Source organism: Bacillus sp. WC2507 (genome assembly GCF_052656125.1).
The window spans coordinates 4,194,594-4,207,412 of record NZ_JBQXPN010000001.1; the positions used below are offsets into that span (position 1 = coordinate 4,194,594).

Annotated in this window: 13 protein-coding genes; 8 read left to right on the top strand and 5 right to left on the bottom strand. The window is 33.8% G+C overall.

Annotated features, from left to right (window positions below; all coding sequences use genetic code 11):
- Positions 1–94 precede the first annotated feature (94 nt).
- The gene (locus ACUN28_RS22080; RefSeq protein WP_016088679.1) at positions 95–289 is read left to right on the top strand and encodes a DUF3924 family protein; all 195 of its coding nucleotides are present in this window, start codon (positions 95–97) and stop codon (positions 287–289) included.
- A gap of 277 nt (positions 290–566) precedes the next feature.
- Here the strand turns inward: ACUN28_RS22080 and ACUN28_RS22085 are convergent, their stop codons facing one another.
- Complete coding sequence (locus tag ACUN28_RS22085) at positions 567–1,412, bottom strand: DUF72 domain-containing protein (protein ID WP_016088680.1); 846 nt, start codon at positions 1,410–1,412, stop codon at positions 567–569.
- Between the two features lie 159 nt (positions 1,413–1,571).
- Here ACUN28_RS22085 and ACUN28_RS22090 point away from each other — a divergent pair, with 159 nt between their 5' ends.
- From ACUN28_RS22090 to ACUN28_RS22100, 3 genes are all read left to right on the top strand, one after another.
- Complete coding sequence (locus ACUN28_RS22090) at positions 1,572–2,792, top strand: ATP-binding protein (RefSeq protein ID WP_016088681.1); 1,221 nt, start codon at positions 1,572–1,574, stop codon at positions 2,790–2,792.
- A 273-nt stretch (positions 2,793–3,065) separates the two neighbouring features.
- Positions 3,066–4,034 carry a Gly-Xaa-Xaa repeat protein gene (locus tag ACUN28_RS22095; RefSeq protein ID WP_016088682.1) on the top strand — a complete coding sequence of 323 codons (969 nt, stop codon included), beginning with the start codon at positions 3,066–3,068 and terminating at the stop codon, positions 4,032–4,034.
- Positions 4,035–4,229: 195 nt separating this feature from the next.
- Entirely contained in the window at positions 4,230–4,658 is a 429-nt protein-coding gene (locus ACUN28_RS22100; protein ID WP_016088683.1) for a hypothetical protein, read from the top strand.
- Between the two features lie 105 nt (positions 4,659–4,763).
- Here ACUN28_RS22100 and ACUN28_RS22105 read toward each other — a convergent pair whose 3' ends face one another.
- Positions 4,764–6,806 (bottom strand): transglycosylase domain-containing protein, encoded by a 2,043-nt coding sequence (locus ACUN28_RS22105; protein WP_016088684.1) that lies wholly within the window; start codon positions 6,804–6,806, stop codon positions 4,764–4,766.
- A 312-nt stretch (positions 6,807–7,118) separates the two neighbouring features.
- Between ACUN28_RS22105 and ACUN28_RS22110 the strand changes: the two genes are divergently transcribed.
- The 3 genes from ACUN28_RS22110 to ACUN28_RS22120 all read left to right on the top strand — a co-directional run bounded on the left by ACUN28_RS22110 (position 7,119) and on the right by ACUN28_RS22120 (position 9,667).
- Positions 7,119–7,739, top strand: coding sequence for a DUF47 domain-containing protein (locus ACUN28_RS22110; protein ID WP_000231446.1), 621 nt, complete (start codon positions 7,119–7,121; stop codon positions 7,737–7,739).
- 11 nt (positions 7,740–7,750) lie between these two features.
- Positions 7,751–8,749 carry an inorganic phosphate transporter gene (locus tag ACUN28_RS22115; protein WP_016088685.1) on the top strand — a complete coding sequence of 333 codons (999 nt, stop codon included), beginning with the start codon at positions 7,751–7,753 and terminating at the stop codon, positions 8,747–8,749.
- A 117-nt stretch (positions 8,750–8,866) separates the two neighbouring features.
- Positions 8,867–9,667 carry a sulfite exporter TauE/SafE family protein gene (locus ACUN28_RS22120; RefSeq protein ID WP_000455763.1) on the top strand — a complete coding sequence of 267 codons (801 nt, stop codon included), beginning with the start codon at positions 8,867–8,869 and terminating at the stop codon, positions 9,665–9,667.
- 293 nt (positions 9,668–9,960) lie between these two features.
- Here the strand turns inward: ACUN28_RS22120 and ACUN28_RS22125 are convergent, their stop codons facing one another.
- Positions 9,961–10,188, bottom strand: a complete 228-nt coding sequence (locus tag ACUN28_RS22125) for a hypothetical protein (protein WP_000882907.1) — start codon at positions 10,186–10,188, stop codon at positions 9,961–9,963.
- Between the two features lie 170 nt (positions 10,189–10,358).
- Here ACUN28_RS22125 and ACUN28_RS22130 point away from each other — a divergent pair, with 170 nt between their 5' ends.
- Positions 10,359–10,871 carry a Crp/Fnr family transcriptional regulator gene (locus ACUN28_RS22130; RefSeq protein WP_016088686.1) on the top strand — a complete coding sequence of 171 codons (513 nt, stop codon included), beginning with the start codon at positions 10,359–10,361 and terminating at the stop codon, positions 10,869–10,871.
- A gap of 31 nt (positions 10,872–10,902) precedes the next feature.
- Here ACUN28_RS22130 and hmpA read toward each other — a convergent pair whose 3' ends face one another.
- Positions 10,903–12,111 carry an NO-inducible flavohemoprotein gene (hmpA, locus tag ACUN28_RS22135; RefSeq protein ID WP_016133987.1) on the bottom strand — a complete coding sequence of 403 codons (1,209 nt, stop codon included), beginning with the start codon at positions 12,109–12,111 and terminating at the stop codon, positions 10,903–10,905.
- A gap of 159 nt (positions 12,112–12,270) precedes the next feature.
- Entirely contained in the window at positions 12,271–12,789 is a 519-nt protein-coding gene (locus ACUN28_RS22140; protein WP_016088688.1) for a hypothetical protein, read from the bottom strand.
- Positions 12,790–12,819 lie beyond the last annotated feature (30 nt).

The following is a 12,819-nucleotide window of genomic DNA, read 5'->3' on the forward strand; positions in this document are numbered from 1 at the left end:
GGTTACCATTTATAAATGGTAACCTTTTTTATGTTTCACATTTTCTTGTCTCTCCTATATTGTAGTGGTACTCTAATAGTAAGGGGGAGAAATTATGAACACATTAACAATTGAATTACCGAAAGAAACGGCTGAAAAACTTGATTTATTAAAACAAGCTTATGAAAAGAAAACAGGTGCTTCCATTTCTGAGAGTACCCTTGTTCAAACACTTATCTCAAAAGAATTTATCCAAGCGATAACTCCTTTTGATTTACAACAATTCGTCACTGGAAAAGAACAGCAATAATTGCTGTTCTTTTTTTTGATACTTTATCAGGTGTTTACTGGAAACCTACCCCTAAAAACTTTTTATTAGGAATCTCCCTACCATTCATGCCTCATAAAAAGTTTTTTATTTATTTTTCGGAAAACTATTGACAATGATAATGATAACCATTATCATTTATTACGAAGCCAACAATTGATGAATCAACCAAACGCTCAGTAACATTGTTACCCCTCTTTTTCATATAGAAAGGCACTGTACATTCCCCCTGTTTGTACAGTGCCTTTCTTGTTTATTATCATTCAAACAAATTTAATTGCTCAGGCTTCGGCTCACCATATGTAATGTTCATCATTTTCATAAGCTGTTTCGCATTATCCGCTGCATCTCCACCCGAATTATTATTAAATAGTACATATATGTCCTTTGTCTTCTTTTTTAATTGCTCTAATCTTTCTACCCATTCTTCCAATTCTTTATTGTTGTAACGATATAAGCAACGAACCGCTCTCCAATTTTCCCCTTTATCAAGCCACCCATGAACATTCCGACCGTGAAAACGTATAAGTGCCATGTCTGAATTCGTAACCTCTAACACGAGTGGTACCGAACCTATTCCAGCCTGTGGTTCATCACAAATTGTATGAATCCATTTCCCATGTTCTAGAAACTGTAACGTCTTATCTTTCATTTCGGGATAAAACCATGTTTGATTTCGAAATTCTATGGCACACGGTAAACCTTCCATTTTTTCTTTCGTATATTGAAGGAAATCTACATTTTTCTTTTTACAATCAAACCAAGGTGGGTATTGAAATAAAATCGTTTTTAATTTATTAGCTTCTATTAAAGGAAGAATAGATTGTTTATACACATCAAACATCTCATCGAACGTAGAATAAGGAATTTCTCCTTTCATGTGTCCCGTCATTCCTTGATATGCTTTTACGACAAAGGAAAAATCTTTCGGTGTTTCCATTGCCCACTTTGTATAGTTTCGTGCAGGCTGCATCGCATAAAATGAACTATCAACTTCCACAATAGGAAAATGCTCACTATATGTTCGTAATTTATTTCTATTTTCATAGGGATCTATATATAAAGAATCATGATCTCCCCATCCTGTCACTCCAATGAAAAGCAAATGCATCCCTCCCTTTTAACTTTATCTTCTATTCATTCTACTCACTTCTCAAATACTTCGGCTAATCCATTACATGAAGTATCCCTTTCTTTAAGAGTATCCTTATAAAAATATGATATACTAAATGGAAGAATTTTTAAATTGAGGGGTTATCTATTTATGCTTCCAAACGATGCTATTGTATCTCATGAAAAACGAATAGAAGAACTAGAAAATAAAGTACGTTTTTATGAAGAACTTGTGAATCAATTACCACATCATTTCACATACAAAAATCCACATATTGGTTTACAAATAAAGAAAACAAGAACGACTCATTCCATTCAAAACATACAAAAAGAGAATAAAGAGGCTGATTTTCAACTTACTTGTGATTCATTGTTTTTATTTGAACAACTTGAAAAATACTTTATTCATATTTTTGATGCTTTTTCACATCATGTAACCTTTGTTGATAATAAAGGGAATATTACATTATGTAATCAAGCTGCAGCAGATGATTTTGGTGTAGTACGAAATGATATAATTGGAAAGCCAATTCAACAATTATTAAACTTGCCAGAAGAACAAATTAAAGCTCTTGAAACATTAAGAACGGGCACAGAAATATATAATGAAGAAGTGCTAGACAAAAACTATGGTATTTTAAACAATCGAATTATTCGGGATTATAACGGAGAGATTTTTAGAGTTATTAGTGTCTTCCATTATTTAAACACAGAACGTGATGCAGAAAATTTTTCATTAGCAGGACGAATCGCAGCTGGGATTGCTCATGAAGTACGTAATCCTCTGACAACAGTACGGGGTTATTTACAATTTTTACAAGAAAGTGTTTCTCCATCTAATAAAGAATTATTTAAAAACTTACTTATTCCTGAATTAGATCGTGCAAATAGTATTATTACAAAATTTTTAGCTATTTCAAAAACACGTGAATTTACAAGAGAACCTTTTCCCATTCATACATTTTTACGTGAGTATATTCAACAGTTACTAGCTAGTGAAGTCTTTTTACATAACATTTTAATTGATTATAATTTTTCTACCGAATTAGATGATGTATTAGTTCATATTGATCGTCATGAACTTGTACAAGTTTTTTTAAACCTATTTCAGAACGCTGTCGATGCTCAAGGTGAAAAACAACTTTCTATTCAAATCACTAGTTATCGCTTAGATAACTTTATTCGAATCACTTTCACTGATAACGGAATTGGTATTCCTCCAGCTATTCAAGATTATATTTTTGATCCATTCTTCTCAACAAAAGATTCAGGAACAGGACTGGGCTTGTCAGTAACGAAGAAAATTATTCAAAATCATAACGGTACATTAAAAATGACTAGTAATCAAGATGGTACAACTTTCACTATTTAAATTCCAATTTTACCCAAAATACCTCTAGAAAGATTGAATGAATACAAATGAGGTACTCTTCCACAAACTGCATGCCAATTGTTAAATACCTCCAACAATTGGCATGCAGTTTTTTATATTGAACTTTTCTTCTTTATATCATATAAACCTTCTCTACATCTTACTTATTTTGGCTAGGTGGGCCAATTTCTTATTTTTTTAGAAATGGTAGTTTGTCCATCACGAATGTAGTATAAGTTTCATTTTAATATATATTAATTACTATATATTAAAATGAAAGAAAGAAATGAAAAGATGAACAATAAAAATAAAGGGAAAGTATTTTATGGTAATGATTGTTGCGAAGTCAGAGCCTGTAGTCATATTAACATCTCTAAGTCAAAACTTACAGAATTCGTTAGACTGCTTCAAACTCTTGGTCAAGCTATTCAAGCTGTCTTTCAAAACGCTTCTCAAAATAATATAGATAACTTGATTGCCGCCCTAAATAACCTACAAAAATTCCTCAATTGCTTAGATTTGTCTCCAGCACAAAAACAAATTGGAAATTCTATTATTGCTAATTTATTAACTATTTTAAGAACAACACCTTTCTCATGCGGAGCATTGTACGTTGAACTACAAAGCTTGCTTAATTATTTACTGTATATCGCAAAGCTATTCAAAATAGATTGTTGCACTATGGACAAACTAGTTAAACTCATAACAGAGATCCAAACTATCTTAGTTCAATACGGATCAGGTTGCCTTGGAGGAGGAGCAACAGGTGCTACTGGGGCTACTGGACCTCAAGGACCGGCGGGTGCTCAAGGTGCTACGGGGGCAACAGGAGCAGCGGGTACTCCAATTCCTGTAACTATCGAAGCTATCGGAAACTCAAATCCACAAACTATATCCCCTGGAACAAACATCCAATTCAATCAAGTTTTTGAATTAACTAATATCTCTTTCAACGATACTTCAGATACTTTAACAATTTTAGAAACAGGCGTATATGATATTAGTTTCTCAGCGTCTACAACTTTCCCAGGATCTTCACCATTTGGATTCGGTATTTCATTCAATGGCCAACCACCTACTCATAATTTCTCAACTAACGTTATCGGTAGTGCTGTTTCTTTCTCTACAATCGTTACTTTACAAGCTGGTACAACGATTGCTGTACAGCCTACAGCAAACACTATTTCTATTCCTAACACAGGCGATACAACTGCAACACTATCCGTATTCCGAATTTACTAATTTTCAATCAATAAGTATATTTATAATAATATGTATCGTTTAGCCGTGCATTAAATCTCTCTTTATATAGAAAGGAGCACTTATTTGGGAGGATAAGTGCTCGTTCTTTACGTTTCTTTACCTCAAATTTACTCTATCTTAATCCTCATTTTGTATGATAAATAGTGAAGTCAATGATATGAAAGAGGGATGAAAATGAGAGTTATGTCACTAATACGCATTTGGTTTGCTCTTATGGTATGCATTATTTTATGTGTAGGATTTTTTTTAACTCTAAAATATTCCACTATATCAAAAGCAGAGAGAAAAACTGTTCCATACAAACTTTTGTATACAAAACAAAGTAACATCCCTTATTCCAATGCCACAAATAATGAAAAAAAAGTTATAAAAGGAATGCTTATTACGAAAGCTTCTAGTTCCGAAGCACTACTTCAAATTGCCGAAACGATTAAAGATCAGTATACAAATAAAGAAATTGATGAAATCATGCTTTCTATTCACAATGAAAATAATGGTAATTACGAAGAAGAATTACCTTACGAGCCTATTAGTAAAGGAAAAATAATTATCACATACGATTCTCAATCCTTTGGCAGTACGAATGTTACACTTAACGAGTAATACCATTTATCCCAATTGATATGCGCTAATAACTAGTAGGTATATAAAGTTTCACTTAATTTTTCATACGAAAAAGAGGCGAATTTCGTTATTCGCCTCTTTCTTTTACCAAAATGATGGAATCCATTCTTTCACTTTATCAAACCACTCTTGTTGCTCTTTTTTTCTTTGTTGTTCCTCTTCTTTCCTCCTCTTCTCTTCTTCTTTTCTTCGTTTTTCCTCTTCTATTGTATTCAATTGTTTTTTATATTCAGCCTCAGATATGAGTGATAACTGGAATGCTTTTTGAGCTGGATTGGCATTCGCTTTTTTCATAATATCCCTGAACATTGTCGTCGTAATTTGACTCCCCCCTGGAACATAATGATCGCTATCTGTTTTATCATATCCTACCCAAATTGCACCTACTAAATCTGGTGTGTATCCAACAAACCATGAATCCTTTGCGCCTGTGCTTGGTCCATTTACAATTTGAGTAGTTCCTGTCTTACCTGCCGTATCAACATTATTAACTTTCGCTTTTTCGCCCGTACCCTTTTCGACAACACCTTTTAATAAATATGTCATCTTTTGAGAAATTTTCTCGCTCGTTACTCGTGTCTCTTTCTTATACCACTTTCCAATCGTTTCACCTTCCGCATTTTGTATCTCCCTAATCGCATGAGCTTCCACTTGGACACCGTCATTTGCAAATGTACTGTACGCTTGGGCCATTACAAATGGGGAGGTTCCCACATGCATCCCACCTAAAGCAATTGGATACGTACGATCTTCTGGCACTAATGGAATACCAAATCGCTCTAAAGATTTCAACCCTTTATCTAATCCAATCTGCTCTAATAGCCAAACAGCTGAAACATTGTACGACTTCGCTACTGCTTCATACATCGTTACATCACCATGAAAAGTATGATCACTATTTTGCGGTTTATATTCTTTAATATTAAATGGTTCATCTTTTAATATATCGTATACTTCATACCCTTGCTCTAACGCTGGTACATATACAGCAAGAGGCTTTAACGTTGAGCCTGGTTGTCTTTTTAATTGGGTTGCATGGTTAAACTGTAAAAACTGATACGGCCCTCTTCCTCCAACTAAAGCTGGTACACCACCTGTTTTCGGATTCATAAGAACTACACCTGTTTGCATAAGTTGATCTGAGCCACTATCTTTGAAATAACTCTCATTATTCACAACGTCTTCTACAGCCTGTTGTTTTTTCGGATCAAGCTCTGTATAAATACGATAACCACCTGCTAAAATTTCATTTTGTGTTAATTCGTACTTGTCCATCGCTTCTCTAACAATATAGTCTACATATTGAGAGTATTTCCCCTTGTATTTATCATCAACACCACGTTTCAACACAAGACCACTCTCTTTTTCTTTATTATACTGTTCGTCAGAAATATACCCTTGCTCTTTCATTAAATTTAATACAACATTACGTCGTTCGATTGATTTATTAAAGTTTTTATAAGGCGAATACGTAGACGGTGCTTTAATCAAACCTGCAATCGTTGCAGCCTCTGAAATTGTTACATCTTTTACATCTTTATCAAAATAAGACTTAGCTGCCTTTTTTATACCCCAAGCACCTTCACCAAAATAAATTTGATTCATGTACATTTCGATAATTTCATCTTTCGTATACGTACGTTCTATTTTTTTTGTTAAAAAATATTCCTTTATTTTACGCGAGAACGTGCGGTCTTGTGTCAGAAATACATTTTTCGCAAGTTGTTGCGTAATTGTGCTTCCCCCTGCTACAACTTCTCCTGCTGTAATATTTTTAAAAACTGCACTTATAATTCCACTATAGTAAATACCGTGATGGTTAAAAAATTCCTTATCTTCTACTGCAACAATTGCCTGAACCATAATATCAGGAATATCTTTCCTTTTCACGCCTTCTGTTTTAGAAGAAGCTAATTTTGTCGCGACTTCATTATTTGCATCATAAATTAAGGTCGGTTGCGGAACAGCTTGCTTTAATTCAGATATGTCTTGAATAGAAATTATTATATTTATAGCAATAAATAGAGTAGCAAGTAAACTTCCTAATACAATTAATGAATTACGAAGTTTCTTCCTCTTGTTGAACCACTCCTGTATTTTTTTCAAGTGAGTGTTCTTTAATTTCATTCGTTCACTTCCTTCGTTTGTTTACACTCTTCTTTTCAAAAGGAAGAATATACCTCCTTTTAAATTTATTATAATAACGTAGTCTTTCCTGTAGTGTAAAGCTTTTCTTTCACATTCATACTTTTTGCAAGAAAAGGACATTCTACAAGTAAGATATTCAATAGTGATTATTAATATTATTAATACAACAATGAGAGTTATGTTAAGTTTTTGTAAACTTTTCGATAAAATGTTTTAAAAAACGACAGTTTTTTGTTAGAATTGATTAGCCAATATATTTTACATATATTACTTTTGTGGGGGTAACTAATAATGGTCTTTAAATCAAAAAAAGATAAATTTTCTGAAATGTTAATGAATGTTTCTGAAAATTTAAAAGAAGGCGCGCAGTTTTTCGTGGAGTATAAAATTAAAAATGCTAGCGATTTAAAAGAGTTTTCTATGCGCATGAAAGAGTATGAGTCAAAAGGTGACTCATTTATTCACGAAATCATTATGGAGCTAAACAAAGCGTTTATTACTCCTATTGAACGTGAGGACATCCTACAACTCGCAATGAGTATGGATGATGTATTAGACGGATTAGATCATAGTGCTGGTCTATTCGAAATGTATTCTATTACAGAAGCTGATGAATACATGATTAAATTCGTTGAAGCAATTAATCAATGTGCGATTGAGATTGCAAATTCTGTTGAACTACTGTCTAAGAAGAAGTTAGTCGACATTCGTACGAACGCGATTAAGATTAAGGATTACGAATCACAATGTGATGATATTCGCCGTCATGCGATTAAGCACTTATTCTCTCGTGAGAAAGATCCGATTAAGATTATTCAATACAAAGAAATTTACGAAGAGCTTGAAGAAGTAGCGGATAGCTGCCAAAGCGTTGCAAACGTATTAGAAACAATTATTATGAAGAACGCGTAAGGAGTTTGATCATGGATACACTCTTGATACTGACCGTTTTAGTAGTCATTTGCGCTTTAGCTTTTGACTTTATCAATGGATTTCACGATACAGCAAACGCTATTGCAACGGCTGTTTCAACGAAAGCTCTAAAGCCTAGACATGCAATTATTATGGCAGCTATTATGAACTTTTTAGGTGCGATGACATTTACAGGTGTAGCAAAAACAATTACTAAAGATATCGTTGATCCATTTGCCTTGCAAAATGGTTCCCTTGTAATTTTAGCTGCTTTGCTTGCGGCAATAGCATGGAATTTGATCACTTGGTACTACGGTATTCCAAGTAGTTCTTCGCATGCAATTATTGGCTCAATCGCAGGTGCAGCTATCGCTGCTGCCGGTATTAGCTCATTAAATCTTAAAGGGTTTATCAAAATTCTTGAAGCCTTAATCATTTCACCGATTATCGCTTTTGTTATTGGTTATATCGTATACAGTATTTTTAAAGTAGTCTTTAAAAACTTTAATTTAACGAAAACGAACAAAAACTTCCGTATATTCCAGATTTTCACTGCAGCATTACAAGCTTATACACATGGTACAAATGATGCGCAAAAAGCAATGGGAATCATTACGATGGCTCTTATGGCCAATAACTATCATACTTCTAGCGACATCCCGTTCTGGGTACAATTATGTTGTGCGATCGCAATGGGGCTTGGTACTTCTGTCGGTGGATGGAAAATTATTAAAACTGTCGGTGGACAAATTATGAAAATTCGTCCTGTAAATGGTGTAGCTGCCGATTTATCATCATCACTTGTTATTTTCGGTGCAACATTCATTCATTTACCAGTTAGTACGACGCACGTTATCTCTTCTTCTATTTTAGGGGTTGGTGCTTCTCATCGTGTAAAAGGTGTAAAATGGGGAACTGCAAAACGCATGTTAATTACTTGGGTTATCACACTTCCTATTTCAGCTTCTTTAGCTGCTTTATTTTACTCTTTATTACACTTAATCTTTTAATTAAAAGTCGTCTTCCTTATTTTTCTAGGAAGACGACTTTTTTGTGAACAAACCTTTTTCTCATTAAAAAGCGTGTATAATAATTGGTGGATAAGTTATATAGAGGAGTTGGCAAATTTGGAATACATCATGTTACTTTTCATCGGGCTAATCGCCGGGACAGTTGGGAGTCTAGTCGGGCTTGGTGGCGGAATTATTATTGTTCCGTTATTAATCGGATTACACAGCCTATCACCACAACTTGCAGTAGGAACTTCAATGGTAACAGTCGTTTTTACAGGACTATCTTCCACCCTTACTTATATGAAGCATAAACGAGTAGATTACAAAAGTGGACTTATTTTATTTATCGGGAGTGGCCCTGGTGGTATCATCGGCTCATGGGCAAACAAATTTTTAAACCAAGACACATTTTCTTTATATTTTGGGATTTTCCTTATCTTTGTCTCCATTCTTCTTATGTTACGAGACAAATTAAACCCCCTTTCTTTATCAAATATGACTGTAATTAAGCGTTCTTTTACAGATAACGAAGGAAACACTGTACACTATCAATTCCCACCGCTTCTCGCTATCTTTATCGCCTTTATAGTTGGTTTTATATCTGGGTTATTTGGAATTGGTGGCGGTGCCTTACTTGTTCCAGCAATGATGCTCCTTTTTGCATTCCCAGCACATATTGCTGTAGCAACTTCTATGTTTATCGTATTTCTATCAGCAATTGTAAGTTCTGCAACTCACATCTCCCTTGGAAATGTCAGCTGGATTTACGCATTAATTCTTATTCCTGGTGCATGGATCGGTGGAAAAATCGGGGCTTATATCAATACGAAATTAAGTGGTAAAGCCGTAATTAATTTATTACGTATTACATTAATTATCCTCGGGACTAGATTAATCATTACTTCTTTTTTATAACGCGTTCTTTTTAGAATGCGTTTTTCTTATACGCATGAATATAAAAATCCTCCTAAGAGAACAAATAAAATTAAACAAACACATAATAACATATAATTGGAAATATGTAATTTCTTCAAGTTGACCACTCCTATAACTGCGACTGTTATCTTTATGATAGCGAAAATATAGTTTACTTGCAGTTACAAAGTGCTAACAATGCAAAATCATTTATTACAAATTTTATCCTTATATTTCATTTCTTTGTATATTCTATCGGTTTAATAAAAAAAGATGTCATATTGACATCTTTTTTAGTGAAGAAGTGACCATCCCATAAAATCCTCATGGACTTGGCACGCCCTCTTATCATTTCGATCATATAATTCAGCATAACTATCTGTTTCTTCATCATAAGCCATCGTATAAATAATTTGGCCGTCTACTTCAACGGATAAAACGACTCCACCTTTCATCTCTTCTACATGAATGATAGCATTCGCCGGAATTCTCATATCCGTCATTTTTATCGCATCTAACAATATACTAAACCTCCTACAGCGTATTCATTGCTAGTACTATTACACACTAAATAGTATACTACTGTAATAGCATACATTTCGTCAATGAAATTGCTGTTTAAATAGCATATTGTCTTTATACATATACACTAAAATAAAAAAAATAGAAATGTTTAAATGGGGGGCTAACATTGATTCTACACAAAGGAGATGTACTATTTCGTCAAGGCGAGGACGGTCCTTTATATTTTATAAAAGCAGGTTTATTAAAAGTAGTAAGAATAGAAGAAGATGGAACACCATTTTTATTCAACATTATCGTTCCAGGTGAAACAATACCTCACCATTCTTTAATTTCACCGAAGGAGTATCACGGTACAGCAATTGCTTTAATGAAAACAGAAGTTGAGCCTATAATTAGTAATGAATGGTACGATCAACTTCAGGCAAATCCCGCATCCTATGCAAATATCGCTATGCAATTACAATCAAAATTAAGAATGATGCAACAGCGTATCGATCAATTGACAACCGTCTCTCCGAAAGAACGTCTTCATCGTTTACAAGAATGGTTCACATTATATTTAGGTGACATTCCTATATATGAAATATTAACGCAAACTGAAATTGGTCAACTAATTGGTATACGCCGTGAAACGGTAAATCGGCTGTTACGAGAACAAATAAAAAACGAGGTAAAATAATACCTCGTTTTTTCGCTTATTCAAATCCATTCTATTGTAAGCTCGATGCTGGACCGAAAAATTCATAGTGGATATGCTCTTGTTTCACACCTAAATCAGTTAGTGCAGCATTTATATGTTTCATAAATGGTACGGGTCCACAGAAATAAAATTCTGCTTCAGTTGTCGGAATAATAGTTTGTAACCATTCACGCTCAATGAAACCTTCTTTATCAAAGTTCTTCATTTCCAAATCTTTTTCAGTTGGTGCAGAATAGCAAGTGTACGCTTTAACTTGTTCGTATTCATTATCTACTGCCTCAACGTGTTCTTTCATTGCATGTGTATTACTATTTATCGCTGCATGAACAAAACATACATTACGTTTTGAGTCTTGTTCAATTAACGTATTTAGCATACTCATCATCGGTGTAATACCTACCCCACCACTAATTAGTACAACTGGTAATGTTGCATCCATATTTAATACGAAATCTCCTGCTGGTGCACTTACTGGTAACATATCGCCTTCTTTTACATGATCGTGTAAGTAGTTAGATACTTTACCGTCCGGTGTATCTACACCTTTTTCTTTCTTTACACTAATACGATAATATTCTTTTCCAGGAGCATCTGATAAGCTATATTGACGATTATGTGTATATGTTTCACCTTCAATATTTATTTGAATCGTTACATATTGCCCTGGGATGAATGAAGAAACTTTTCCTCCATCTTCAGGTTTTAAATAAAATGATGTAATAACATCGCTTTCCTTCACTTTTTTAACAACTACAAAGTTACGGAAATCTTTCCATCCACCTTCTTTATGTGCCGCTTCTTCATACATCTCTGCTTCAATGCTAATGAATGCATCAGCAATGACACCATAAGCTTCTCCCCATGCGTTTAAAACTTCATCAGGTGCACCTGCAACCTCTTTAATTGCACGTAATAAACATGTACCTACAATCGGGTAATGTTCCGCTTTAATACCTAAACTTCTATGCTTATGACCAATTTGTTTTACAACTGGAATAATAGCTTCTAAGTTATCAATGTACGTTGCAGCTGCATAAACAGCATTCGCTAGCGCTTGTTGTTGTCTTCCCTTTTTCTGATTTGTATGGTTGAAAATATTCAATAACTCCGGATGTTCCGAAAATAAAATTTGATAAAATCTCGTAGTAATTTCAACGCCTTTTTCTTGTAATAATGGTACTGTTGACTTTACGATTTCAATTGTTTTTGCACTTAACATTGTATCCCACTCCTCTATTTCCTTAACTGTTTTTAGTTTAACTGAATTGTATAATACAGATTGTGATTTTAATCACTATTAACACGGTGTTTTTGTGAAAAATATATGAACATTGCACTTACAAAAGAAAATAAGCCAACTAGAATTCTAGCTAGCTTATTATTTGGACTGTATAGCTTGTTCAATTACCCTTATATCTTTCCCATCTCCAAACTCTGTATACCCCCAGACATTCGTTTCACCTCTATATTTATTTACGATAATATCCAAGTCATGGTATACACGATGTGCATAAATTACATACTCAATATTTTGGAGTTCCACACCTTTTTTTACAATTTCATAGCTTCTATTTACATCGCGTTTTATTTTTTCGTTCTTTATTTCTGTATGTATATTTTTTAATGACGATTCTTGTTGTTGAAACCATTGCTTAAATTGATTCCAGTCCCCGTCTGTATAATTCTCTGCTTTACCATAATTTAAAAAATTATTATAACTTTCATGTGTCATACGAATAAAATCAAGCACTTTTGTCTCTTCTTGCACATCTTCTATTTGAGCTATTGTACTTACCCCAGCGGGCTTATTCGCATAATGTAATAATACTTTCATAAGACTATAACTCGCAATTATCATCACGATAATAACACCAAACACATTTAGCAATTTCTTCATATACAGAACTCCTTTTCTACTATGAATATT

Coding starts and splice junctions, on each gene's coding strand:
- ACUN28_RS22080 (WP_016088679.1), top strand. CDS start 95: ATGAACACATTAACAATTGAATTACCGAAAGAAACGGCTGAAAAACTT.
- ACUN28_RS22090 (WP_016088681.1), top strand. CDS start 1,572: ATGCTTCCAAACGATGCTATTGTATCTCATGAAAAACGAATAGAAGAA.
- ACUN28_RS22095 (WP_016088682.1), top strand. CDS start 3,066: ATGAAAGAAAGAAATGAAAAGATGAACAATAAAAATAAAGGGAAAGTA.
- ACUN28_RS22100 (WP_016088683.1), top strand. CDS start 4,230: ATGAGAGTTATGTCACTAATACGCATTTGGTTTGCTCTTATGGTATGC.
- ACUN28_RS22105 (WP_016088684.1), bottom strand. CDS start 6,806: ATGAAATTAAAGAACACTCACTTGAAAAAAATACAGGAGTGGTTCAAC.
- ACUN28_RS22110 (WP_000231446.1), top strand. CDS start 7,119: ATGGTCTTTAAATCAAAAAAAGATAAATTTTCTGAAATGTTAATGAAT.
- ACUN28_RS22115 (WP_016088685.1), top strand. CDS start 7,751: ATGGATACACTCTTGATACTGACCGTTTTAGTAGTCATTTGCGCTTTA.
- hmpA (WP_016133987.1), bottom strand. CDS start 12,111: ATGTTAAGTGCAAAAACAATTGAAATCGTAAAGTCAACAGTACCATTA.
- ACUN28_RS22140 (WP_016088688.1), bottom strand. CDS start 12,789: ATGAAGAAATTGCTAAATGTGTTTGGTGTTATTATCGTGATGATAATT.